This window comes from Rhizobium sp. BT04, assembly GCF_030053135.1.
GTDB classification, from domain to species: domain Bacteria; phylum Pseudomonadota; class Alphaproteobacteria; order Rhizobiales; family Rhizobiaceae; genus Rhizobium; species Rhizobium binxianense.
In genome coordinates, this window is sequence record NZ_CP125652.1 from 4,175,232 (window position 1) to 4,197,192 (window position 21,961).

The 21,961-nt window shown below is 59.2% G+C and carries 21 protein-coding genes and 2 pseudogenes; 18 read left to right on the forward strand and 5 right to left on the reverse strand.

Features of this window, described 5'->3' with window-relative positions; all coding sequences use genetic code 11:
* Window positions 1-33 precede the first annotated feature (33 nt).
* Entirely contained in the window at window positions 34-297 is a 264-nt protein-coding gene (locus tag QMO82_RS28710; RefSeq protein WP_183606067.1) for a DUF1488 domain-containing protein, read from the reverse strand.
* Between the two features lie 38 nt (window positions 298-335).
* Window positions 336-638, reverse strand: a complete 303-nt coding sequence (locus tag QMO82_RS28715) for a hypothetical protein (RefSeq protein WP_183606068.1) — start codon at window positions 636-638, stop codon at window positions 336-338.
* A gap of 169 nt (window positions 639-807) precedes the next feature.
* Here QMO82_RS28715 and QMO82_RS28720 point away from each other — a divergent pair, with 169 nt between their 5' ends.
* Complete coding sequence (locus QMO82_RS28720; RefSeq protein WP_183606069.1) at window positions 808-1,197, forward strand: hypothetical protein; 390 nt, start codon at window positions 808-810, stop codon at window positions 1,195-1,197.
* 64 nt (window positions 1,198-1,261) lie between these two features.
* On the forward strand, window positions 1,262-1,633 hold the full coding sequence (locus QMO82_RS28725) for a hypothetical protein (RefSeq protein ID WP_183606070.1): 372 nt from the start codon (window positions 1,262-1,264) through the stop codon (window positions 1,631-1,633).
* 192 nt (window positions 1,634-1,825) lie between these two features.
* Here QMO82_RS28725 and QMO82_RS28730 read toward each other — a convergent pair whose 3' ends face one another.
* Window positions 1,826-3,331 (reverse strand): DegQ family serine endoprotease, encoded by a 1,506-nt coding sequence (locus tag QMO82_RS28730; RefSeq protein ID WP_183606071.1) that lies wholly within the window; start codon window positions 3,329-3,331, stop codon window positions 1,826-1,828.
* Between the two features lie 470 nt (window positions 3,332-3,801).
* Here QMO82_RS28730 and QMO82_RS28735 point away from each other — a divergent pair, with 470 nt between their 5' ends.
* On the forward strand, window positions 3,802-4,839 hold the full coding sequence (locus QMO82_RS28735) for a LacI family DNA-binding transcriptional regulator (protein WP_183606072.1): 1,038 nt from the start codon (window positions 3,802-3,804) through the stop codon (window positions 4,837-4,839).
* 110 nt (window positions 4,840-4,949) lie between these two features.
* Window positions 4,950-5,076: pseudogene (locus QMO82_RS28740) on the forward strand (LysR family transcriptional regulator); the annotation flags it as partial.
* On the opposite strand, the pseudogene QMO82_RS28745 reads toward QMO82_RS28740, so the two are convergent.
* Window positions 5,062-5,169 (reverse strand): annotated as a pseudogene (locus QMO82_RS28745) (NmrA/HSCARG family protein); the annotation flags it as partial. The pseudogenes QMO82_RS28740 and QMO82_RS28745 sit on opposite strands and share 15 nt — an antisense overlap.
* Before the next feature lie 549 nt (window positions 5,170-5,718).
* Here QMO82_RS28745 and QMO82_RS28750 point away from each other — a divergent pair.
* From QMO82_RS28750 to QMO82_RS28795, 10 genes are all read left to right on the forward strand, one after another.
* Window positions 5,719-6,975, forward strand: a complete 1,257-nt coding sequence (locus tag QMO82_RS28750; protein ID WP_246718196.1) for a polysaccharide biosynthesis/export family protein — start codon at window positions 5,719-5,721, stop codon at window positions 6,973-6,975.
* A 116-nt stretch (window positions 6,976-7,091) separates the two neighbouring features.
* A complete protein-coding gene (locus tag QMO82_RS28755) occupies window positions 7,092-7,865 on the forward strand; it encodes a glycosyltransferase family 2 protein (RefSeq protein WP_183606073.1) in 774 nt (257 codons plus the stop codon).
* 26 nt (window positions 7,866-7,891) lie between these two features.
* Entirely contained in the window at window positions 7,892-9,052 is a 1,161-nt protein-coding gene (locus QMO82_RS28760; RefSeq protein ID WP_183606074.1) for a glycosyltransferase family 4 protein, read from the forward strand.
* Entirely contained in the window at window positions 9,039-11,138 is a 2,100-nt protein-coding gene (locus QMO82_RS28765) for a hypothetical protein (RefSeq protein ID WP_183606075.1), read from the forward strand. The genes QMO82_RS28760 and QMO82_RS28765 overlap by 14 nt, the downstream gene beginning before the upstream one ends.
* Complete coding sequence (locus tag QMO82_RS28770) at window positions 11,135-12,022, forward strand: DUF6492 family protein (protein WP_183606076.1); 888 nt, start codon at window positions 11,135-11,137, stop codon at window positions 12,020-12,022. The genes QMO82_RS28765 and QMO82_RS28770 overlap by 4 nt, the downstream gene beginning before the upstream one ends.
* A complete protein-coding gene (locus tag QMO82_RS28775; RefSeq protein ID WP_183606077.1) occupies window positions 12,019-12,843 on the forward strand; it encodes a hypothetical protein in 825 nt (274 codons plus the stop codon). The genes QMO82_RS28770 and QMO82_RS28775 overlap by 4 nt, the downstream gene beginning before the upstream one ends.
* Window positions 12,836-13,837 (forward strand): glycosyltransferase family 2 protein, encoded by a 1,002-nt coding sequence (locus tag QMO82_RS28780; protein ID WP_183606078.1) that lies wholly within the window; start codon window positions 12,836-12,838, stop codon window positions 13,835-13,837. Before QMO82_RS28775 ends, QMO82_RS28780 begins: the two co-directional genes overlap by 8 nt.
* A 2-nt stretch (window positions 13,838-13,839) precedes the next feature.
* Window positions 13,840-15,219, forward strand: a complete 1,380-nt coding sequence (locus tag QMO82_RS28785; RefSeq protein ID WP_183606079.1) for a hypothetical protein — start codon at window positions 13,840-13,842, stop codon at window positions 15,217-15,219.
* Between the two features lie 16 nt (window positions 15,220-15,235).
* Window positions 15,236-16,417 (forward strand): cellulase family glycosylhydrolase, encoded by a 1,182-nt coding sequence (locus QMO82_RS28790; RefSeq protein WP_183606080.1) that lies wholly within the window; start codon window positions 15,236-15,238, stop codon window positions 16,415-16,417.
* Window positions 16,418-16,864: 447 nt separating this feature from the next.
* A complete protein-coding gene (locus QMO82_RS28795; protein ID WP_027685534.1) occupies window positions 16,865-17,368 on the forward strand; it encodes a hypothetical protein in 504 nt (167 codons plus the stop codon).
* 182 nt (window positions 17,369-17,550) lie between these two features.
* On the opposite strand, the gene QMO82_RS28800 is transcribed toward QMO82_RS28795, so the two are convergent.
* On the reverse strand, window positions 17,551-18,522 hold the full coding sequence (locus tag QMO82_RS28800; RefSeq protein ID WP_183606656.1) for a quinone oxidoreductase: 972 nt from the start codon (window positions 18,520-18,522) through the stop codon (window positions 17,551-17,553).
* Window positions 18,523-18,591: 69 nt separating this feature from the next.
* Here QMO82_RS28800 and QMO82_RS28805 point away from each other — a divergent pair, with 69 nt between their 5' ends.
* From QMO82_RS28805 to QMO82_RS28820, 4 genes are all read left to right on the forward strand, one after another.
* Window positions 18,592-19,524 (forward strand): LysR family transcriptional regulator, encoded by a 933-nt coding sequence (locus QMO82_RS28805; protein WP_246718197.1) that lies wholly within the window; start codon window positions 18,592-18,594, stop codon window positions 19,522-19,524.
* A gap of 82 nt (window positions 19,525-19,606) precedes the next feature.
* Window positions 19,607-19,897, forward strand: coding sequence for a hypothetical protein (locus tag QMO82_RS28810; RefSeq protein ID WP_183606081.1), 291 nt, complete (start codon window positions 19,607-19,609; stop codon window positions 19,895-19,897).
* Window positions 19,898-19,912: 15 nt separating this feature from the next.
* On the forward strand, window positions 19,913-20,680 hold the full coding sequence (locus QMO82_RS28815; protein ID WP_183606082.1) for a DUF6065 family protein: 768 nt from the start codon (window positions 19,913-19,915) through the stop codon (window positions 20,678-20,680).
* Window positions 20,673-21,809: an MFS transporter gene (locus tag QMO82_RS28820; protein ID WP_183606083.1), complete on the forward strand. Its 1,137-nt coding sequence runs from the start codon at window positions 20,673-20,675 to the stop codon at window positions 21,807-21,809. The genes QMO82_RS28815 and QMO82_RS28820 overlap by 8 nt, the downstream gene beginning before the upstream one ends.
* Window positions 21,810-21,961: the final 152 nt, after the last annotated feature.

Genomic DNA, 21,961 nt, shown 5'->3' on the forward strand with positions numbered 1-21,961 from the left:
GCTCCCCTGTCTCAGCTCGCCGCGTTCCAGCGATTAGCGAAAGTCTTCGGCCTTGAGCGTGAAGTTGTTGCCGCGTCGATGCTGATAAGCTCTCGATGCGGCTTCCTGAATGGAAGCGCGCGCAGCATCGAAGGCATTCAGGTATTCGGCTTCGGAAGAATTCCGGGTGATCGCACCGCCGAGTGCTGCTTCTTCGACCAGAAACCTCACCTCGAACATACCATCATATCCGGTGAAACGGACAGCTTTTCTCGCTTCGTCGAAACTCCGACTTCTGTTGGGAAAGATAAGTGCCATTGCGGTTGATCCTTGGAAGTGAGTGCGGCCGGCTGTTCTCAGTGGATGGTCTCGACGATGACCCGGTTATCAAGCAAAGCTTGTGATCTCTTGATCAAGTGCACCGTGCCGGTGATGACCTCGTCGGAATGAAGAGGGTCGGCGCGGGAAATTTCGTCGGTCATGTCCCGCAGAACCCGGTTAATTTCCACGAGAGGCGGCACGAATTCCACCAATCCGCCGGCGGCCAGCCCGTGGCTCAGACGCGCGATCGCCGCCCTCAGGTGATCTATGAGAGCACGTCTCTCCGAAACCGAAAGAGCCGACGGCTTTCTGAGGGTCGCTTCACCGTTGAACAGCATGATGCGTATCCTCCTCTCCCTAAAATGGGTTCCGCCACGGCGTTATCAATGGCTGCTGCCGAATGAGGTTGCGGTCGGACGACAAAGGGCGCAAGCTGATCTATCGGCGGGCACGACAAGGGCACCGCTGCTTGGGGCGTGAACCCTAGCCCCAACGAAGGAGGACTGTATGTCTTCCACACCTGATCCGTTTTTCGATGTCACCAATTTGAGAATGCTGGAGCGCATTCTTCGAAAGGCCGGCTTTCGCGGTGGCGAAACTTACGCGATCGATATCAGCGAGATCAGCGCGACAAGTTTTCTCATTCACTGTTTCCAAATGGGAATCGTCGATGAGGCCGCGCTGAAATCCGCTCTGAGAATGTATCTCGCAACCCAGTTGAGTTCGGGCCCGCTTCCTCCGGCGATCGACGACGCTTCCTTTGCGAGATGGCAGGATGATGGCGGCGCTCCGGCGAAGGCCTATCGCATTGCCCGGTATACGGCGCCGAGGCGTGCGAACGCATGGCAACGGCCGCTCGGTTACCGCTTTCCAAAAACCAGGCTGCCTGAGCGATAACCGGCGAACGCCGCCGAAGGTGGCAACGCAGCAGCGGTGATGACACAACGACAAGGATGAAGACATGTCCCGGAATCGCGCCGATCAGGACGGCGCCAGGAAAGGCGAAATCGTCTCTTCCGCCCAGAAGAGCGCAACGCCAAGCCCGACCGCAGACGATCTGATAACACAGGCTCGTCGTGCGCGCTCCCCGTCAGCGGAGCAGGGGATAGATAGCGCCGATAGCCAAGCCTATGGTGTGGCGCGGACACATAAGGGGCCGTTCGACAACGCGACGGCCTTCAGCGATCCCATCTACGAGCATGATCTGCCGACGCGGCAGCAATTGGAGGCCGCCCAACGCAGCCAATCCGATGCGATAAAACAGCAAGAGGCAAACCGCCAAAGAGGCAGATCCCGCATTCGCGCAAAGAAGACGAAGCTGACATCCCCCTGAACAAGATAGGAAGCAGGAGCCGACGGCTTCCTGTATGGACTTCTTCGCTGACGGAGCCGAGCGCGGTTCGAAGGCGCTGCACGCCGGCCGGTCGAAAAGCCCGCTTTTGCGGGCTTCTCCTTCCCACGCGATCCGTCTCAGGCCGCGGCAAATGGCACGGCGACGAAGGTCTTGCTGCCGGACGCGGCCGCCTCAGGCCGCGGTGAATGGCACGGCGACGAAGGTCTTGCTGCCGTCGCGTTCGACGAGCAGCAGCACCGATTTGCGGCCTGATTTGCCGGCGTCGGCAATTGCGGTCTTGGCGTCGCGGGTGTTGTGGACCGGCCTGTCGTTGACCGAGACGATGACATCGCCCGGCTGGATGCCGGCGGCAGCCGCCGACTTATCCGGATTGACGCTGGCGACCACCGCACCGCTGACGGCGCGCGGCAGGTTGAGCTGCTGGCGCATGTCGGGCGTCAGATCGGCAAGGCCGATGCCGAGGCTCGGCTGGCCGCTGCTCTGGCCTTGAGTGTCGGGGCTTTCGACGGCGGCCTGTTTCTGGCCGTCCTCATTGCCGCCGACGGTGACATTGAGATCGATCGTCTTGCCGTCGCGCCAGACGCCGAGGGACTTTTGGGCCCCCGGCGAAAGGTCGGCCACCAGCCGCGACAGGTCCTTCGGCGTCTTGACGGTCTCGCCGCCGACCGATGTGATGATATCGCCCGGCTTCACACCGGCATGCGCCGCCGGCGTATCGGCGGTGACGGCGGCAACCAGCGCGCCGCCTGTTTTATCGAGGCCGACGGCATCGGCGACATCCCGGGTGACCGGCTGGATCTGCACGCCGAGATAACCGTGATCGATCGAACCGTCCTTCTCAAGCTTGGCGACGATCGCCTTGGCCTCGTCGGAAGGAATGGCGAAACCGACGCCGACGCTGCCGCCGTTCGGCGAATAGATCGCGGTGTTGATGCCGACGACATTGCCGCTGCGGTCGACGAGCGGCCCGCCGGAGTTGCCGTGGTTGATCGGCGCGTCGATCTGGATGAAGTCGTCATAGGGTCCGCTGTGCAGGTCGCGGCCGCGCGCCGAGACGATGCCCGCCGTCACCGTGGTGCCGATGCCGAAGGGGTTGCCGATCGCCAGGATCTGGTCGCCGAGCTTCAGCCGGTCGGAATCGCCCCAGGCAATGGTCTGCAGCGGTTTCGGCGCCTGGATCTTGACGACGGCGACATCGGATTTCGGGTCGGTGCCGATCAGCTTGGCCGGCAGTTCGGTGCCGTCGTCGAGCATCACCTTGATGTCGACGGCATTGTCGATGACATGGTTGTTGGTGACGATCACGCCGTCCGGGCTGATGATGAAGCCGGAGCCGAGCGCCATGGCCTGCTGCGACGGCCGGTTTTTCGGGGCCTGGCGCGGCAGCGGGATGCCCTGATCCTCGAAGAACTGGCGGAACTGCTCGTCCATCGGCGAATCCTGCTCTCCGGCGCTGACATCGGTTGCCTTCATCGTCGTGGTGATGGTGACGACGGCAGGCTTGTCGGCGTCGACGATCGACGCGAAGGAGCCGCTGGCTGCGAGAATGCCGCCGGCATCGGCGGGTGCGGCGATGGCGTTGGAGGCGTTGATGGCGAACGGCAGGCATGCCGCGCCGGCGATGATGGCGGCCCCGACCAGGGCTGCGGCGCGATGTTTGCGGAGGATGTGTGACATGATGATGGTCCTTGGATGGGCGCTTGCGGGAGCGTTGGCTTGGGATGGCGTCGGGTTTCCCCCTGGACCTGGCGTCGGATGGCGTTTGGCGGCAATTCTCTCGTCGCAGCGCAGTCGTTGGGTGCGGCCGGGCGAAAAGAAGAATTCGCGCTCGGGATTCATATGATTGCGGCCCGCGGATTTACAAATTAAATATTGATCATGTTTATATTGCCGATTTGTAAGACATTACTGGAATTTAATCTTCGTTTCCGTTCGAAAGTAAATGCACCTCTTCCCGAAGGCGGTGATCCGGCCGCCCGGCACGCCCGTATGTCACGTCAGACGATCCAGCGGCTCTTCCCGCCGGTTAATTCCCAGATTCTGGTGCTAATTTAAAACGTTAGTAGACTCTAAATTATTTCTTCTTCAGAAAGTAAAGGGCCTCGAATCGAGGGCAGGTGAGTCTCGCAGGCAGTATTTGAGGGGCAATGACCAATTCAGTGGGGCCGGGGCGGAAGGCCAGGCGCGGCACGCAGGTGAAACTGAGCGATGTTGCGAAAAAGGTGGGCGTCAGCCCCATCACCATCTCGCGCGCGCTTCGCAATCCTCAGATCGTCTCGGAGGATCTTCGCGAGGTGATCCTGCGCACGGTCGACGAGATGGGCTATATTCCCAATCTTGCTGCCCGGGCGCTGGCCGGCCGCCACAACGGCGTCGTCGGCGTCATCACCCCCGCCTTGCACCAGTACGGCTTCACCGGCCTGATGATCGGGATCGAGGAACGCTTCCGCGACACCGAATTCACCGTGCAATATTCCAATACGCTGCGCCATGCCGAGGGCGAGGCCGGCCTGCTGAAATCCTTCCTGACGCAGAAACCGGCCGGCGTCATCATCGTCGGCGCCGAATCCTATCGTAATCTTCTGCCGCTGATCGACAGCGCCGCCTGTCCGATCGCCCATATCACCGATCTCAGCCAGGAGCCGCAAACGCTGGTCGTCGGCCTCGATCACTATACGGCAGGCGTCGAACCCACCCGTTTCCTGTTGTCGAGAGGCTACAAGCGGATCGCTTTCATGGGCCGCGGCGCCGATGTCCGCTCGCGCCGGCGCATCGAAGGTTATGAGGCGGTGATGCGGGAGGCCGGGCATTTCGACCCCGATCTCATCATCGGCGGGGAGGCGGCAAGCCGCACCGGCCTCGGCAGGGAGCTGTTTTCCCGCCTGTTGCAGCGCGTGCCCGATGTCGATGCCGTCTTTGCCCAGAGCGACGAAATGGCGCTCGGCGTCCTCATCGAATGCAAGGAGCGCGGCATCCGCGTGCCGGAGGATCTCGGCGTCTGCGGTTTCAACGATCTGGAATTTTCGGCCTTCATCGAGCCGTCGCTGACGACGGTGCATATACCGCGCTACGATATCGGCTACCGCGTCGCCGACATGCTGCTGCGCGCCGTCCGCGACGAGCCCCCCGACGAGGACAAGGCCGACCTCGGCTTCTCCATCATAGCGCGCGGTTCGACGCGGTAGCGCGGTACGATCTGCCGAATGAAATACCACTGAATTGTCGGCCATGCTCGAACTAGGCGCAGCCCAGATTATTCCCTATATGGAATGAATGAGCATCACTGTACTGAAAAATGGATAGCGCGGGACTGTCTCTCGGCAGAATGCGCACCTTTGTTCGTCGCAGAACGCGGTAACCTGTCGATGGTTGCAAGAGAGCTGGGTGTCGGTCAATCCACTGTGACACGGCACCTCAATGAACTTCTCCGGCGGGGCGATCGGCGGTGTCATCAGAAATGCGCCATGGGCGCCGTTGAAGGCAGCAACGAGATCCTTTTGACGGCCTATCGCAACATAATGCCATTTTTCGGATAAATGGCTTTGCCAGCCAGGCGGATACAAATCGGTTCGCCCGCCGGATCAGAATGTCGGGCCGGATGACCGGAAGCCATCCCCGGAATCTGCCGACATCCAGGATCGCGACGGCGCAAGTATCGTCCTCGAAGCCATTCTCTAACCCTGGGCTTGGTTCAGAAATCTCCCCGCCGATGGCTGGTGGACCAAAGCTAAGGCCTGGATTGCAAAAGGTCGTAAAGATCACCCTGCAAATCGTCAAATAAATCGATAAGACCAAGGGTTTAGAAGTCCTGCCCGTCGCTGCAAGTTATTACGTTTATTGAATTTTTTCCAAGTTAGACTCTTGGGCTGCTTGGAAGATGTATTAATCATTCTTAAGTACTATTGAATATGATTAATATTATGTTAACCTTAAACAGATCCGGGGGCGATCCAGCGCTTTCAAGGCGGAAATCCGAAAACATGAAGCTTTCGAAGATAATATCGCCAGATATGCCTGAATATAGGTTGAGAAGCGGTTCTCGCCTAAAGCAAACAATACTCTGTATGGTATTTGCAGTAATTGTTCCATTGACGTCAGCAGCGGAAGAGTTGCCTGCGCCCACGGAATCTGTCTCGGTTGTGACATCTGGTGAGACTTCGGCCCGGCAGCCTCAATTGTTGCGTGACGGTCTTCGCTCAGGCGATAAATTGAATCTCGCATTTTACGAAAGCTTGGCCTCCGTCGAAGATCGCTGGACGGGCTCACGGGGCACGGTTCCCTGGAACTTTTACCAGCGGCCCGAGCTCACCGGCGAATACGTCGTTGAAGCGGACGGAACGATTTCGCTTCCGCTTTTGGGACGCTTCCCGGTTCGAGGGCTTCCTCCGGCGGATGTGGAGGCGATAATTCTTCCTTCGTACGAAAGCTTGGTCGGCAGAAAGGGGTTCGTGAGTATCGTCAAGATTGAGCACCAGCCTGTTTATATTACCGGCCCGGTTCGTAATCCCGGCTCGTTTCGATATGTTGACGGCATGACTGTTCTGCATGCCGTTGCGCAAGCGGGTGGCATGGCGGCGAAGAGTATCGAGCCATGGCAGAGCGTGGAAATTACACGCCAGATCGAGCGGTTGAAGGCTGAGTTGGCCGATCTGAAGCGGCTTGCGTCGCGAACCGAGGTGCTCAGGGCGAAGCGCGATTCCGTGCAAATTGCCAGCATTGGGACACCTGTTCTTGGTCCCGATCCCGATGCCCAACGGTTGCTGGATGATGAGACATGGCAGCGCCAATTGGTAACGACGAGCAAGGATGCGCAGAGCAGTGCTTACGCACAATCTGTTGTCAATGCTCAGGCCGATCTCGATCTGCGTCAGGCACGCGTCGGCAATTATGACGCCACCATTCGGGTCCGTCAGGATCGGCTGGCAAGTATCGAGAATTTGGCCAAAAACAAACTTGTCACCAGCATTGAGTTGACCCGGGCTCAGAGCGAACTGACCGAGTCGGAAGATCGAAAGCAGCAAGCCGTCATCGATGTCGAGAGCGCAAAGCAACGGCTGGCGGCAGCGAAACAGGACGTTGAGCGCGATCGTATCGAACGCAAGATCGAGATCGAAAAGTCGGCAGCGGATGCCGAAAGAGGCCTATCCACGGCGTTGAAGACGACCGAGAGCGATCTTGAAATTTTTCGGTCCATGGTATCGTCGAATGATACCGCTGATGTTGAATTCGAAATCGTCCGGCCTGGACCGAATGGTGTCATCGTCGAACCTGCGACCGAAGAAACGGTCTTACAGCCTGGCGATCTGATCAAAGTACATTGAGGCTTAACCACATACTCTTCCCGACTGGGAGAGTTTAGTCCTCCTCTCGGGCAAAGAGCTCAGGGGCATCGTCGATTTGCGATTTGTCACGCGGTCCAAAACGCCAAGGAGAGCTTATGTCTACAATCGAAGCTTTAGAATCATCGCATTCCTCGATGCCGGTCCAAGGTCCGATGTTCAATTTGCCAAGGACCTCACTCGTCATTCCGACCTTGAACGAAGCGGAAAACATTAAGCTGCTTTTGCCCCGCATACCGACATGGGTGCATGAAATTATCATCGTCGATGGGCGATCGACAGACGGAACGCCTGACATAGCGCGAAGCATGCGCGATGATGTCAAGATCGTACTTCAGCCTAAGAAGGGCAAAGGCATCGCATTGCGGACGGGCTTCGAAGCCGCATCTGGTGATATGATCGTGATGCTTGATGCTGACGGATCGATGGATCCCTACGAAATCATCCTGTTCGTCGCGGCTCTTGTTGCAGGTGCGGATTTCGTCAAGGGGTCGCGCTTTATGCAGGGTGGCGGCACCAGCGACATGACGGTCATCCGCCGTTTCGGCAATCTGGGCCTGACCCTCCTGGTCCGGATGCTCTATGGCAGCTCTTTTAGCGATCTGTGCTACGGCTACATGGGTTTTTGGAGACGGCATGTTCCCTTGCTGCGTGCCGATTGCGACGGCTTCGAAATTGAGACGCTGATCAATTTGCGGGCCTTGAAGAACAATCTCAAAATCATGGAAGTCGCGAGCTTTGAATCGGAGCGTATCTACGGCGTCAGCAATCTGCGTGCCCTTCCGGATGGCTGGCGCGTGCTGAAGACGATCTTCCGAGAACGCGTCAGTACGCCGACGGGCGTCCAAGTCCTCGAGCAGGGCATTTCCTGAGGTCTGGATTTAATTGGCGAGGCCGCATGATGCGCATTTTGATGCTCAGCGCGAGATACCTGCCTTTTGCCGGAGGAACGGAAACCCATGTAAGCGAGGTCGCAATCCGGCTCGTGCGCAAGGGGCATACGGTGACGGTATTGACGGGCAATCCCGACGGCCTTCTTCCGCCTACGGAAACCCGAGACGGCGTGCAGATTGTCAGGCTGAAGACGTTTCCCCGTGGGCGGGATTGGTGCTTCGCCCCCGGCGTCTTCAGGGCGGTCGCCGAAGGTGATTGGGACCTGATGCATGTTCAGGGCTACCACACCTTTCTGGCACCGCTGGGAATGGCCGCCGCATCGCGCGAGGGGCTTCCTTTCGTGGTCACCTTTCACAGCGGTGGCCATTCGTCACGATTTCGGTCCTCGATCCGGCGCTTCCAACATAGAATGCTTGCGCCTCTGGCTGCCAGGGCAGCGCAACTCATTGGTGTGTCGCGGTTCGAAGCCGATCTATTCAGCCGGAATATGGCAATCGAGCGAGACCGGTTCATCGTTATCCCCAATGGCGCGCGCCTGCCCGAAACGTCCGGGCGGCGGCCGGCTCCACCTCACGACAGGCCGCTGATTGTCTCGCTCGGCAGGCTGGAGCGTTATAAAGGTCATCATCGCGCGCTTGCTGCATTTAGTGTGCTGGCAACAAAAATCCCTGATATGCGCCTTCGGATCCTGGGAGAGGGGCCCTATGAGGCGAAGCTGCGTCAGCAGGTGGCCGAACTCGGGCTCGGCAACCGTGTCGAGATCGGGGCAATTCCGCCGACCGACCGGTCCGCAATGGCCGCTCTTTTGTCTTCGGCCGCTCTGGTCGTGCTCCTCAGCGATTATGAAGCTCATCCCGTGGCGGTTATGGAGGCGCTTTCGGTCAAGGCTCCCGTACTGACCACCGACACATCCGGCTTTCGGGAGCTGGCTGAGGAGGGCCTCGTGCGATCCGTTCCGCTCAACGCTTCGCCAGCCTTCACCGCGCGTGAAATGCTCGCTGCCATGGACGCGGGGCCGATCTCAATCGAGACGAGGTTGCCGGACTGGGACGATTGCACGGACCGGCTGCTGATGGTGTACAGACGCGTACTTTCGCATCCGCAGCCTGAACTGCGAACCGGTCCAGCACTGCTTGGAGATTTGAAGCACGATGACCGTTGTTAAGGGGCGGGCTTCTCCAGGCCGGCAGAAGGCCTACCAGGACGGAGCTTATCGTCATGGCTATACGGGAAGGGGTTCCATTCCCCGCGTCGATCTGTGGATCGCCGCATTTCTGGGCCTGCGCAGGCAGGACAGCGCGGTCGAGGGTGTTGCCGATCCTTCGTCGCTGGGGATGTCGCCGGTCTTTGCCTTCCTATGCAGCTGCGCCCTTGTTGTGGCCGCTCTTGCTGCAAATGCCAGTCGCCTGGGAGAGGGCTGGGCGGTTCCCACGTTCTATTGCGCCGTCGCCGCGATCTTTCTCCCTGCGGCGGCGCGAATCATCCATCCGGGTGCCAGCCGCCTGGAGCGCTTGGCGCTCATAGTGATCGTCACCTCAGCCCTCTTCGTGGTACGCCTCATCCGCGCGCCTGTCGCCTTCATAGACCATGATGAATTCCTGCACTGGGCGACGGTGAACGACATTCTGGAGGCGGGGCGACTGTTCCTGCCCAATCCGCTTTTGCCGGTCAGCCCGCTCTATCCCGGGCTAGAGCTGATAACGTCCGCTTTGGTCAACCTGTCCGGACTGTCCGTTTTCGCGGCAGGCCTGATTGTGTTGGCGGCGGCGCGGATGATGCTGATGCTCACGCTATTCCTGCTCTTCGAGAAGATCACGGGCTCGGCACGGATCGCCTCGATCGCCTGCCTGATCTACATGGGCTCGTCCACGTTTTTGCTGTTCGACGTCCACTATTCCTATGAAAGCCTGGCGATCCCCATGCTTGCGGCGGTGCTGTTGGCTTCGGAAAGCCGACACATGGAGCGAAGCGGCGCGGCAGGCTGGCCGACGGTCGTCGCCACCACGGTCCTGATCGTGGCGCTCGCGGCTACTCATCATCTCACCTCCTATTTTTGCGCGGCCCTTTTGTGCGGCACGGCGGTGATGGAATGCCTGAGGCAGGGCGCGTCCGCTATGCAGAGGCGGCAGGCGATCCTGCTAGCCTCGATCGCCGTGATTGCTCCGGTCGTCTGGTCGAAGATCGTCGGGAACCCCACCGGCAGCTACATCCTTCCCGTACTGGCAGGCGGCATACACGAGGTAGCGCAACTCGTATCGAGTTCGACCTCGACGCGTAAGCTTTTCGTATCGGACACGGGAGCCTTGGCGCCGGCTTGGCAACGTTACCTGACGATGGCGGGCGTCGCGCTGATCTGCCTGGGACTTCTCACCGGCTTTCTCCGCTCGCTCGTTTTCAATGGGCAGCACCGGAATGCGAGTATCCTCTGGCCGCCGACCAGATGGCGCCTATGGCGGTCAAGCCTTCTCCAGGTCCTCGTCTTGGTGACGCTGGCCTATCCCGTCAGTATCATCTTCCGCCTGACGCGCAGTGGGTGGGAGATCGGCAACCGCATCGGCTCGCTATCCTTCCTCGGCGTGGCAATTGTCGTCGCGGTGGCCGTCGCGGCGTTCTGGCACGGCACGTCGCGTGGCTGGCTGCGCGCAACGGCGCTTGCCGCCGCCGCAACGACGGTGCTGATTGCTGGCGTCATCAGCTCCGAGGGACCACGTATCCTGGTTCCGGCCGGCTATGAAGTGTCGGCCGACTCCTCGTCGATAGAACCGATGGGGATCAGCGCCGCAAGGTGGACCCGGGAATGGCTGGGCGGCGACCAGCATTTCGCAGCCGACCGGATCAATCGCCTGCTCCTGTCTACCTACGGCCGGCAAAAGGTCTCGACCACGCTTGAGAGTGGGCAGGATACAGGCATGGCCATCACCGCAGCCGATCTCGGTCCGATGGAACGCAAGCTGCTGATCGACTCGGGCATCGGTTTCGTCATGGTCGACCTGCGCATGACCACCGGCCTGCCCGGCGTCGGCGTCTATTTCGACGGCGGCGCGCAGGACCGAAACCACGTGGTCCCGCTCCAGTCGTCGTCGCTGCTCAAATTCAACTCCGAGCCCGATGTCGACCGCACCTTCGACAACGGCTTCATGGTCATTTTCGACGTCGGGCGGCTCGGGAAAACACGGCAGCCCGGCGTCCCTGGTAAGCGGACCGGCGAGCCGGTGCAATCCTTGGGACGAACAGACGGAGATTTGCGATGATCGATAGCCGTATCGACGCTTTCATGTGCGTCCATTCGCGGGACATCGAATATTTTCTCGAAGCGTCCCTGCGCTCCTACCAGCAGCATTTCCCCGACAAGGGAAACCTGACCATGGTCACCGACAACCCGGCGGCTTTAAGAGCCTTCCTCGACGCGAAGGGTCTCATGCCTGGCGCCGCCGTCACCGGCGACACAGACTGGCTTTCGGCCAGCGAACTGGAACTTCCGGGCTGGTTTCGGCAGCAGATCATCAAGCTGCGCGCCTTCGAATTCTGCCGGACCGAGCATTTCTGCAATCTCGGCGCGGATACACTGCTGCTGCGGCCCATCGCGAGGACCGATCTGATCGACGGGCGCGAGCCGGTTCTCTATTATTCCAGCCACAGGCTTCCCGATCTGCACTACCGTTTCGAGAAGAAACGGTTGCGCAATGTTGCAAAGATCCTCGGCGTCGAGCCGGCCCGGTCTTCTCGCTACGTCGATTTCATCAACGATTTCTTCTGCTTCAAGCGCGAATGGCTCATCGCGCTGAATGACTACATCGCGTCGAAATACGGCTCAAAACCCTATGTCGAGCTGCTCAAGGGTCTCAGTGCGTCAAAAGACCAGACACGGTTCGGGGAATGGACGCTCTATTCGGTCTTTCTGCTCGACGTGATGCACCAGTCGCCGACAATGCGCGATGCGCGCGGGACCTATCTGACGCAGATCCATAGCCGTCTCGGTCTCACCGTGAGCCGGCTGGACAGCAAGATCGTTCATCTCGTCCAGAAATCCTTCGACCCGAACGTGATACGGCGGAAGCTCGTGAAGGTGAACCCGGGCGCCGCTCAGATCATCGGCGCGACGGCATGGGCGGATGCAGGAGCTCGTCCCCGATGATGGCCCGCCGTGTCTTTCTGGGAATCATTCCGCTGTGGGTTCTTGCCGCTGCGTTGGTCGTAACGTGGCTGCCCGAAACCTTTGCGACCTGGAAGGCGGTCCGCCTGGCGCTCTGCGCGCCGCTGATACTGTATCTCCCGGGCCGCATGCTGGTGGACACCCTGCGCATAGAGGGCGATATGGTCATGAGGGGGACGCTCTCGGTGTTCCTGAGCTTCGCGGCCTGCATTTTTTTGGGGCTTCTGCTGCATGTCGTCGGGCATCTCGATGCGCGAGGCTGGGTCTACGCGCTGGGCCTGACGACTATTGCCGTTCGGTGGCTGAATGTCGTTTTGCAGCGCGCAAGGCCGGTTCCAGCCATTCTCTGGGCTTGGCCCGGCCGCCGTTTTGGGGCCTTCGCAGCTTCAATGATCTTGGCGACAAGTTCCGTCCTCGTGGCGCGCCCGGTCGCGCTTGAACGCAAGCCGTTTCATTTCACCGAGCTTTGGATGGTGCCCAAATGGAACTGGACGAACAATGTGGTAACGGTCGGCGTGCGCAATTCGGAAGACGCCAAGACGCTTTACAGTCTTGATCTTGTGCTGGGCGGCGCGTTGATCGGAAAGATGCCAGCCTTCGAACTGGCGCCTTCCTCCAGCCAAACCTTCGAATTCTCCGTACCGACAAAAACGCGCCCGCCCGCACGGCTGGAAGCCTGGCTCTACAAGGGCGGCGACAGGGGAACGATCTACCGCAAGGTCTGGATGACCATCGACACGCTCCAGTCGCCGGCACCGACCGGAATAACCCTTCAGTTCGCTCCGGAGAGGAAAAATGGATAATTTCCAGCACCCCGTGCCCGGCAAGCTCACGACGGCAATCGTCATCTGCTGCTATTCCGACCAGCGTTGGGACATTCTCAACAAAGCAATCGAGGCGGCAGCGCGCCAGGTCCCGGGCGCGGATGAGATCGTCGTCATCGTCGATCACAATCCGGCACTGGCGCTGCGTTTGCGCGCCAAGCGCTTCGAAACCCCGGTCAGGATCGTCGAGAACATTCATCCGCCCGGCCTCTCCGGCGCCCGCAACACCGGAATTTCTGTCAGCCGCGGCGAGGTCATCCTGTTTCTCGACGACGACGCCGTGTCGGATCGGGATTTGCTGGCGACCTTGGTGCGGCAACTCGAGGATCCCTCGGTTCTGGGCGCCGTGTCCGCTATCCGCCCGTTGTGGGAAACAGACCGTCCGTCCTGGTTTCCCGACGAATTCCTGTGGACCCTCGGCTGCACCTATCGCGGCCTTCATCCGGGGCCGGTGCGCAACCTCATCGGCGCGTCCATGTGCATCCGCCGCTACGTCTTCGATCATACGGGCGGTTTCGCTTCCGGCTTGGGCCGAACGGCCAAGGCTTTGCCGCTCGGATGCGAGGAAACTGAACTCTGCATCCGGGCAACCAAGGCTCTGCCACATAGCCGTTTCGTCTTCGAGCCATCGAGCGGCAGCGATCACGCCATACCCGCCGATCGCGCGACGTGGAAATATTTCCTTTATCGATGCTGGGCCGAAGGGCTTTCAAAGGCCAGCCTATCGTTGATGGCAGGCTCCGGCGAGGCGCTGGCGTCGGAAAAGACCTATATGACGAGGACGTTGCCCCAAGGGGTTATGCGGGGATTCGCTGATATGTTGCTCGGCCAGCCGAGCGGCCTTCTTCGCGCCGTCGCGCTGGGCGCCGGCCTGGCGGCCACTGCGGCCGGCTTCGCTCTCGGCCGGACCCGCGCTGCCCTCACGCGACCGTTCACCTCCATTCCTGCTCGCGCTCTCGAACCGGTGGAATAGGCATGATGACCCTCAGCGCCGCCATGACTAAGGTCCGCAGCCTCCTGATGAATCAGGCGGTTTTGCTCCTCAATGCAGGCATGCTGGGGCTTGGAACGCTGATGACGGCCATTCTCGGCTTCGTCTACTGGTGGTTCGCGGCGCGTTCCTTCTCGGCTGAAGCTGTTGGGCTCGCCGCCGCTGCCATATCGTTGATGAATCTCCTCGCGAATCTCGGTGAAGTCGGTCTCGGGCCCTTCCTGATGGGCGAGATAGGCCGTCAGAAAAGAGCAGGCTCGTTTCTGACGGGCGCCCTCCTGGCCTCGTTCAGCGCCTCCATCGTCGTGGGGCTGATCTATCTTGTTATCGCAGCCTGTACATCGACGCAGCTTGGCTCGATCGTCGGTTCCTCCGCGACCGATCTCTTCTTCGTCGTTGGTTGCGCTCTGACGGCCGTGACCCTCGTGCTCGACCAAGCCCTGGTTGGCCTTCTGCGCAGCGGCCTTCAACTGGCCCGAAATGTCGTCTTCGCCGCCAGCAAGCTTCTTCTACTGATCACTCTCGGCCTGACACTTGGCCGGGGGGCCAGCGGACTGGCGATCTTCACCACCTGGTTTGCCGGGCAGCTTGTCTCGCTGGTCGTCGTGGCCGGGCTTCTTGTTTATGCCGGCAGGCGCGTTTTCCACCGGCCGGAGATCCACGCCTTCCGCCCGGTGCTCGGACAGGTTTTCGGCCATCATACGCTCAGCATGGCTGTTCAGGCGCCGGCGCTGCTGCTGCCCTTTGTCGTCACGGTGATGCTGTCCGCTGAGATCAACGCCGCCTTCTATGCCGCCTGGACGGTGCTGAACGTCGCGCTTCTAGTCCCTGCTTCACTCGCCTCCGTGCTGTTTGCCATCGCCATGCGGGAGCCGGAGCTATTTCCTTCGCGCCTGCGCCTGTCGCTCGGCTTGTCGATGCTGGTCTGCGCGGCGACCGCCTTGGCGTTCCTCTTCCTGTCGCGCTTCATGCTCTGGATATTCAATCCGGCCTATGCTGTGACTGCAGGAAATGGCCTCCAGTTTCTGGGCGTCGCCGCTTTCGGAATGGCGTTGAAGTATCATTATCTGGCGGTTCAACGTGTCCGACGGCGCCTGGGTTTTGCCACGCTCGTTCTGACCGGCGGTGCGGTGCTGGAGATCGCGGCCGCCGTCGGTGGTGCGCAATTCGGGATCGCAGGCACAGCCAACTTCTGGGTCATTGCTGTTTCGCTGGAAGGCCTGCTTCTATCCCCGGCATTGTATCGGGCCACACGGCACACTGCGACGCCGTCCACCATCGCGCCATCAGCGGCAGCCGGTGTCTCGACATGCGGCAATTCCCTCGACGAGACAGACCAAATCGGCATTGCGTCAAGGGCTTGAAAGGGAGTTTCTTCGCATGAGACGTGTTCACAATTTCCGGAATTTCGCTATCGGCGCTGCGGCGCTGGCGCTTTTTTGGTCTGCTCAAGTCGGATCGACGGACGCGCAGTCATCTGCGCAGCAATCTTTCGTCACGACGAAAGAGGGGGGCTTCCTGCTGAACGGCAAGCCATTTCACGTCGCCGGCGTAAACAACCATTATCTGACATTTGGCTCGTCAGGCGAAGTCACCCGCGTGTTGGACGATGCCACGGCAATGGGTGCCAATGTGGTGCGCACCTTCCTACAACCGGTTATAGGGTCGCTCGATGGCCGGGTGCCGACGATCTGGAATTCAAAAAGCACGGCCGATTCCAGCAATCTGGGAACCAAGGGCATCTATATGATGAGTTGGGATCCGGTAACCAACAAGATGGTTCCCAACGACGGGCCTGACGGCCTGCAAAAGGTCGATTACCTCATCGCCGAAGCGGCGAAGCGCAAGCTTAAGCTGATCCTCGCATTCGTCGATTTCTGGGCCTACACGGGCGGTGCCCAGCAGATGAACGCCTGGTACGGGAGTTCGGACAAATACACCTTTTTTGCCGCTGATCCGCGAACCCGACGCGATTATAAGGCATGGGTCCGGCACGTTCTGTCGCGCGTCAACACGATTACCGGTGTCCGCTATTCCGATGACCCCACCATATTTGCCTGGGATCTGGCCAACGAACCAGACATCCATCCCAAACCGCTCCTTCATGACTGGGTCTCGGAAATGTCAGCCTATGTCAAATCCCTGGCACCGAAACAGCTCGTAACGACGGGCCATGGGAACATGGATCAGAAGCTGGCGGATATGAACATTCCGAGCGTCGATTTCGGCACGTGGCATGGCTACCCATCCTACGTCAAAATGAGCCATTCCGATTTCGATGCCCGCATTCGCGAATACTGCGCGATCGGGCGAAATATCGGAAAACCGGTGATCCTGGAGGAGTTTGGAATTCCGCGATCCGATGCCGATCAGGCAAACGCCTATGGAACGTGGCTGAACACGATCGCCACCTCGGATTGCGGAGGCTGGGTGGTCTGGCGGCTCACCAGCACCCAGGACTCGGGCCTCTATCCCCAGGACGACTACGACAAATTCGACATCCATAACGATGGAAGCCCTGCTTGGCAGGCTCTGCGCGACGCCGCCCTCAAGCTTCAATAAGCAGGGCCACCGGAGCCATTCCGCCGTTCACCATTCGTCGTCTTGAGCGATGGATCGGTTACGGCACCGGGTGTTGCCATTCGATTTGATGGCTGCCAACAACATGTGGCATATCGTTCGAAGGCGGAAACCGATTTCAAGACGAAAACACGCGTGACCCGATGATCGGAAGCGGCCCGCGAACCGGGATGGTGGCGCGAACGGACGAGTGATAGCGTTCTCAACACGCCGGAATATTGACCTAAATACTTCCATATTTTCTTGCGATCTAAACTGGGTCTAGCTTCGCCAGATATTCGCGGTATATCCAGGATATTGGGGACAAACGGGAGATTTTCGAAGGTCAGCAGTTGGTAACATGAATAATGCGGACGGCTCGCTCCCAGAAGCGGTATCGTATATTGACTCATCATCGGGCTATCCCGATTCGAAAGAGGGATTCCGGCAGTGAACTCTTCACGCTTTCTCCAATCAATCGTCGAAGCCGAATCCCATGATACACGCTTGAATTTCGCCCGCGCCGCGATTTTTCAGCTTTATAGCGCTTGCCTGCCGACCGGTTCTGCGCCGGCTCAGTTTTCCGTCGAACTCACTCTATCTGAAGAAGAAGCGGTGACGCTTGTCGTGCGGCCGTTCGTCAATAAGGTCGAAGCACTTGGCGGGCTTGTGAAATCCCTGTTTTCGACAAACGCGGAGACCGTGCTGCGAGCTCTGCCATGCAGGGTGGAGGATAAGGTTGGATCCGGCATTGGATTGATACTTTTCGTGGACGATGAGCCGATGATTACCATCGGATCACTTGCAGACGATAGCGGGCTGTTTCTTCGCCAGATCGAGCCCGCATCCAGGAATACCTCCGGGGTTGCCACAATCGGTGCGGTGGTAGGCCAACGACTTGCCAGTGTGGTTCCTATTCCGACTGGATCTCTCGATCTGCGTAAGCCCAAATAACTGTAGCTTGGCAGGGAATCGAGGTCTGCCTCGCTTTGTGTGTGACCAAGTCGGCCGAGCTGCAACATGCGTGCCCTGGGTGCGGTTCAGCTCTAAGCCTCTTCTTCATCCAGGCCGCAATGATTAAGCTCATGACGAGAAGGCCGCCCCGCTACCCGCTGTCTTGAACGGACTCTGAGCAATCAAGGGATCAGCAGGATACTGCCCGCCGAGCGTCCGGATTCCATCTCTTCGTGCGCCTTCGCAACATCGGCCAAACGATATTCGGCACCGATCTGCGAAACGATGCCTGTTTCCATCATCCGGACTGCAGCGAGAGCAGCCTCGCGATACTGTCCGATATCGGCGCACCAGGCCATGATGCTCGGATGGCAGAGCGCCTTGCCCGGACGAAGTTCCTCGACAGGCACCGGTGGGATAGCACCGGCGGCCTGGCCGATGGTGACAGCCATGCCGAATGGGCGGACAGAGCGTATGCTCTTGAGAAGCGTGTCGCCGCCTATCCCGTCATAGGCGACGTCGACACCAATCCCGTTCGTCAGGCGTTTCACTTCCGCGACGATATCGGCGTCTCGTCCGACAATAAGCTGATCGGCTCCATAAGATGCGGCGAGTGCAGCCTTTTCGGAAGAGCCGACCGTCCCGATCACCGTGGCATCGAGCGATCTGGCCCAACGAACGAGGATGCTCCCAAGCCCGCCCGCTGCGGCATGGATCAGCACCTGAGTTCCTGCACGCACATCATAGGTCTTTTTCAACAGCAAGTAGGCGGTCATGCCTTTGAGCAGCGAACTCGCTGCCGTTTTTGCTGAAACGGCACCGGGAAGCTTGATCGCCCTTTCAGCGGCAATATTCCTCGTGGAGCGATAGGCTCCAACCGGAGGCCCGGCATAGGCAACGCGGTCACCTTTTTGGAACATGGAGACACCAGGACCGACATCGTCGACGATGCCCGCCGCCTCGGCACCGATCACCGCGGGGTAGGAGGGCATGGGGTAGATGCCCCTTCGCTGATAGACGTCGAGAAAGTTGGTTCCGATCGCCTGATGACGGATTTTTATCTCGCCATCACCGGGAGGCTCACAACGGTGATGCTCGATATGGAACTGGGTGATGTCACCAGGGGCGTTCAGCCATATGATCTGGTCAGTCATCTCTCGTGCTCCTTCATGGGCACAAACTAAGCGATGGCATGATGTGTGAAAATTCCCTATTGCTGCACAATGATTGGGAGAGAATTCACAAAGATCGACTGGGACGACCTTCGGCATTTCCTGGCGCTCGCGCAGTCCGGAACGTTGCTTGGCGCCGCAAAGCAGCTCGGCGTCGAACACGCGACGATCAGTCGGCGCATTTCGTCGCTTGAAGCCAGCCTGGGTCGCAAGCTCATAGACCGCCGCGGACGGCGCATCATGTTGACCGCGGACGGAGAGCAGGTTGCCAAGCGCGCAGCTCTTGTCGCGACGCAGACTGCGGCAATCGAGCAGCTTGGTCGCAGCAGCGCCACGGAATTGCATGGCCATGTGAGGATCAGCGCGCCTCCCGCTCTCTCAAGCGTGTTCCTGGCAGAGCCGATCGCGGCCGTCAGGCGAGACCATCCCGGTGTTCAGATCACGCTCGTCGGAGAAAAGCGCCTCGCGTCCCTGAACAGACGAGAGGCGGATATCGCCGTACGAATGTCGCGTCCCGAGGACGGCGATTACGCCATCGTCAAGCTCGGTGAGACAAGCTTTCATCTCTACGCATCAAAGACCTATCTCGAAACGGTTCCGCCGTCGGACTGGACCTTCATCGGTTACGACGAAACCATGAACACCTCGCCGCAACAGCTGCGGCTGATCGAACTGGCCGCCGGCCGGCCGATCGCCGTGAGGTCATCCGTTCTGGAGTTTCAGGCCGCAACCGCAAGCCTTGGCGCCGGTGTCGTCATGCTCCCCGATTTTGCCGCCCTGGAGTCCGCTGGTCTCCAGCGCATTGAGACCGAACGGCCTTTGACAAGAGAGGTCTGGCTGGTTGTCCATTCTGATATCAAAGACGTCCCTTCCGTCCGCGTCGTCGTCGATGCGCTGAAGAATGCTCTGGGGAAGTCGTCCGCTCAGTTGGCCGGTGGTGCGCCGCAAGCTCGGAAGATCCGGCGAGTTGACAGACCCGGGTGATTCGGCCTCTGCGTTGACAAACAGACGCTCAATGCTAAGTTGAGTGCGCGGCGATATTGCCGCTTTAACCATAGGTGGTGACATGAAACATGACGCTTCTTTCGCCAGCGCTGATTTTGCTGACACCGGCAACGTTCATATTGCCAACAAGAGCCCTGCGTTCGACATCGGCGATTTTATCGACGGTGGTAAAGTGCATATTGCTAACAAGAGTCCTGCGTTTGATATCGGCGATTTTATCTACAATGGTAAGGTACATATTGCCAACAAGAGCCCTGCGTTTGACGTTGCCGACTTCAGCGATGACGGCCGGGTCCATATCGCGAATAAGAGCCCGGCATTCGATGTCACTTTGATTGACGAAGCAGCCTAACGGGACAATCCAACCATGCGCAGTCCAGTCGTGGCCAAGTCAGGCGCTGACGTTGGTGTAACCTTCCTGCGCATGGTTCCTTCCGCCGTAAAGCCGATTCCTGCGGACTCCTCCGCGTCCGGCACATTGCCCGTGCGCGCGTATAGGTATTGCGAACCCGTGAGACTCGCCTCCCAGTTGGGATGGTACGTCTTTCCGCCCCTCGACTTCCGTGTCATGTGGGACGGCAAGGTGATTTTCTTCAAATGTGCAGGGATCGAGGACTGGATTCAGGCAGACACCCTCCAGTTTCCCAAGTTCAAGGACCAGTTCAACGCCTCCGCCCCGGCGGACGTGCAGGGATATTCTCCGCCGTTCATTTCCTCGGTGCCGGAGCCTGGTTCATTTCAGCTGTGGAGCGGACTGGTCCTGAAGACCACGCCCGGCATTTTCGCCTATGTCCGGCCGCCCATTAACTACATGCAGAACAATCATACCTTTACGTATGAGGGCATCATCGAGACGGACGAATGGTTCGGCCCGCTCTTTACCAATATCAAGATTTTGAAGACCGATACTGAAGTCATCTTCCGGCGGAATGAGCCGATTTTACAGATATATCCCATCGATCTTCGTTTTCTGGCACTGGGAAGCGTCAGGGATTTCGACTTTGTAGAATCTCTGGATGATTTCCAGGAAGACGATTGGGCGGCGTACAAGCAAACGATCGTGGATCGCGTCGGTCCCCGACGGGAAAAGGGCAGCTACGCGCGGCGGTCACGGAAGTCTCGAAAGAATGAGTGAACCCCGGAATCGGAGGCTCTTCCTGTCGGTGCTGTCGGCCGCGTCATCCTACACGGCGGATATATCGATCTTTCCGATCGTTCTGGCGAGCCTCTCGAAAGATTTCGGCATTAGTTCTGAAAACAGCGTCCTCCTGGCCTATTCCTACAACATTGCCCTGGTGACGGGCATTGTACCGTCCTACTTCGCCAAGAATTCTCGCGTCCTTATCGCGCTTTTCCGCGGGGGATTGGTGATATTTTCTCTGGGCGCGCTGCTGCTCGTCACTTCGAATGCCTTCTCTGGCCTGCTGTTCGGCCGGGTGCTCATGGGGCTCGGCGCTGGCGTCTTCTCGCCCCTTATTCCATCCATCATCTCCGTGACCTTCAAAGATAAAACCAGATATCTTTCCTATTGGGCAACCACCACAGGTGTTGTCTGCGTAGCTGCTCCCCTGGCGTTGATCGCTGTGGCGCAACTCTTCGAACTTCGCAGTTCGGTGGCCCTGATCCTCGGTTTGTCGGTTGTGGCGTTTTCGCTGATCGCGGTAGGGTCATCCACCGGATCCGACGAGGAAACTGCGCCGGCGGCCGGCAATCCAACGACGAACTCACTGGTGGGGCTGCTGTCGGTCCTCGGGACCGTCTTCATCATCTACGGGCAGCTAACCTGGCTCATGTACGCCGTCCCACTCAGGGCGGCCCGGGATGGATTTTCCGATACCCAACTTGCCCTTCTCGGCGCGTGTCCTTGGATCGCGTTCACTGCGCTGTCGTATGCGATGAGAAAAGTTCGCAGTGATTATTTTCCCCGCTGCCTCATTTTCTCGGCGATCCTTTCGGGCCTTGCACTCGTCGCCTTTGCCGGGCTTCCAGTCAATTCCGCGCCTGGGCTCCTCGGGGTCATGTTCACGGTGGGGATTGCCATGGCGTTAGCGAACATTCCGTCGACCGCGCTCGCATTTTCATACGTCGATTCATCGAAATTCGGTCTGGTATCGTGTCTCGACATCCTTTCGGCCCGCTTGGGCGGCGCCTTTTATCTGTATCAGTTCGACTGGAGCTCGCGAAGCCCGTCAATCGTCCTGTCCTCGGTGCCACTGGTACTCCTGCTGTGGTGTACCTCCATGCCTCAGCGGAAGGCCGGATAGGTGACACCACACGCCGTGTGAGCATGGGGGCCAATTTCGGAGATACCTTGATACGTGATGAAGCCGAAGAGCTGACGAACCTGATGTTCACGGTTGGCGTCATTAATTTCTGCTGGTGTCTTTAGTTAGTTGTCACGCCTTTAAGCGGGAGG

Bases quoted from the DNA above. Each gene is read 5' to 3' on its own strand.
- QMO82_RS28710 (WP_183606067.1), bottom strand. From the start codon at position 297: ATGGCACTTATCTTTCCCAACAGAAGTCGGAGTTTCGACGAAGCGAGA.
- QMO82_RS28715 (WP_183606068.1), bottom strand. From the start codon at position 638: ATGCTGTTCAACGGTGAAGCGACCCTCAGAAAGCCGTCGGCTCTTTCG.
- QMO82_RS28720 (WP_183606069.1), top strand. From the start codon at position 808: ATGTCTTCCACACCTGATCCGTTTTTCGATGTCACCAATTTGAGAATG.
- QMO82_RS28725 (WP_183606070.1), top strand. From the start codon at position 1,262: ATGTCCCGGAATCGCGCCGATCAGGACGGCGCCAGGAAAGGCGAAATC.
- QMO82_RS28730 (WP_183606071.1), bottom strand. From the start codon at position 3,331: ATGTCACACATCCTCCGCAAACATCGCGCCGCAGCCCTGGTCGGGGCC.
- QMO82_RS28735 (WP_183606072.1), top strand. From the start codon at position 3,802: ATGACCAATTCAGTGGGGCCGGGGCGGAAGGCCAGGCGCGGCACGCAG.
- QMO82_RS28750 (WP_246718196.1), top strand. From the start codon at position 5,719: ATGGTATTTGCAGTAATTGTTCCATTGACGTCAGCAGCGGAAGAGTTG.
- QMO82_RS28755 (WP_183606073.1), top strand. From the start codon at position 7,092: ATGTCTACAATCGAAGCTTTAGAATCATCGCATTCCTCGATGCCGGTC.
- QMO82_RS28760 (WP_183606074.1), top strand. From the start codon at position 7,892: ATGATGCGCATTTTGATGCTCAGCGCGAGATACCTGCCTTTTGCCGGA.
- QMO82_RS28765 (WP_183606075.1), top strand. From the start codon at position 9,039: ATGACCGTTGTTAAGGGGCGGGCTTCTCCAGGCCGGCAGAAGGCCTAC.
- QMO82_RS28770 (WP_183606076.1), top strand. From the start codon at position 11,135: ATGATCGATAGCCGTATCGACGCTTTCATGTGCGTCCATTCGCGGGAC.
- QMO82_RS28775 (WP_183606077.1), top strand. From the start codon at position 12,019: ATGATGGCCCGCCGTGTCTTTCTGGGAATCATTCCGCTGTGGGTTCTT.
- QMO82_RS28780 (WP_183606078.1), top strand. From the start codon at position 12,836: ATGGATAATTTCCAGCACCCCGTGCCCGGCAAGCTCACGACGGCAATC.
- QMO82_RS28785 (WP_183606079.1), top strand. From the start codon at position 13,840: ATGATGACCCTCAGCGCCGCCATGACTAAGGTCCGCAGCCTCCTGATG.
- QMO82_RS28790 (WP_183606080.1), top strand. From the start codon at position 15,236: ATGAGACGTGTTCACAATTTCCGGAATTTCGCTATCGGCGCTGCGGCG.
- QMO82_RS28800 (WP_183606656.1), bottom strand. From the start codon at position 18,522: ATGACTGACCAGATCATATGGCTGAACGCCCCTGGTGACATCACCCAG.
- QMO82_RS28805 (WP_246718197.1), top strand. From the start codon at position 18,592: ATGATTGGGAGAGAATTCACAAAGATCGACTGGGACGACCTTCGGCAT.
- QMO82_RS28810 (WP_183606081.1), top strand. From the start codon at position 19,607: ATGAAACATGACGCTTCTTTCGCCAGCGCTGATTTTGCTGACACCGGC.
- QMO82_RS28815 (WP_183606082.1), top strand. From the start codon at position 19,913: ATGCGCAGTCCAGTCGTGGCCAAGTCAGGCGCTGACGTTGGTGTAACC.
- QMO82_RS28820 (WP_183606083.1), top strand. From the start codon at position 20,673: ATGAGTGAACCCCGGAATCGGAGGCTCTTCCTGTCGGTGCTGTCGGCC.